Origin of the sequence: Citrobacter sp. wls706, assembly GCF_005281305.1 — a bacterium.
Classification (GTDB): Bacteria; Pseudomonadota; Gammaproteobacteria; order Enterobacterales; family Enterobacteriaceae; genus Citrobacter; species Citrobacter werkmanii.
Genome location: NZ_SZXG01000014.1, coordinates 1 through 398, shown reverse-complemented (window position 1 = coordinate 398; position 398 = coordinate 1). Strand labels below are relative to the sequence as shown.

Genomic DNA, 398 nt, shown 5'->3' with positions numbered 1-398 from the left:
GCAACAACGCCCGCACCTACAGTACGGCCGCCTTCACGGATTGCGAAACGCAGACCGTCGTCCATCGCGATCGGGTGGATCAGAGTAACAACCATTTTAATGTTGTCGCCCGGCATTACCATCTCTACGCCTTCCGGCAGTTCGATGGTACCAGTCACGTCAGTAGTACGGAAGTAGAACTGCGGACGGTAGCCTTTGAAGAACGGAGTATGACGGCCGCCTTCGTCTTTGGACAGGATGTACACTTCAGATTCGAACTTGGTGTGCGGCTTGATAGAGCCCGGCTTAGCCAGTACCTGACCACGTTCGATTTCTTCACGTTTGATACCACGCAGCAGAACACCAACGTTCTCACCAGCACGGCCTTCGTCCAGCAGTTTGCGGAACATTTCAACGCC

Annotated in this window: 1 protein-coding gene; it reads right to left on the bottom strand. The window is 54.3% G+C overall.

Annotated elements, in window-relative coordinates; all coding sequences use genetic code 11:
• Positions 1-398 (bottom strand): EF-Tu/IF-2/RF-3 family GTPase (locus FDW92_RS04835; protein WP_323054455.1); only part of this gene is annotated, 398 nt, incomplete at both ends.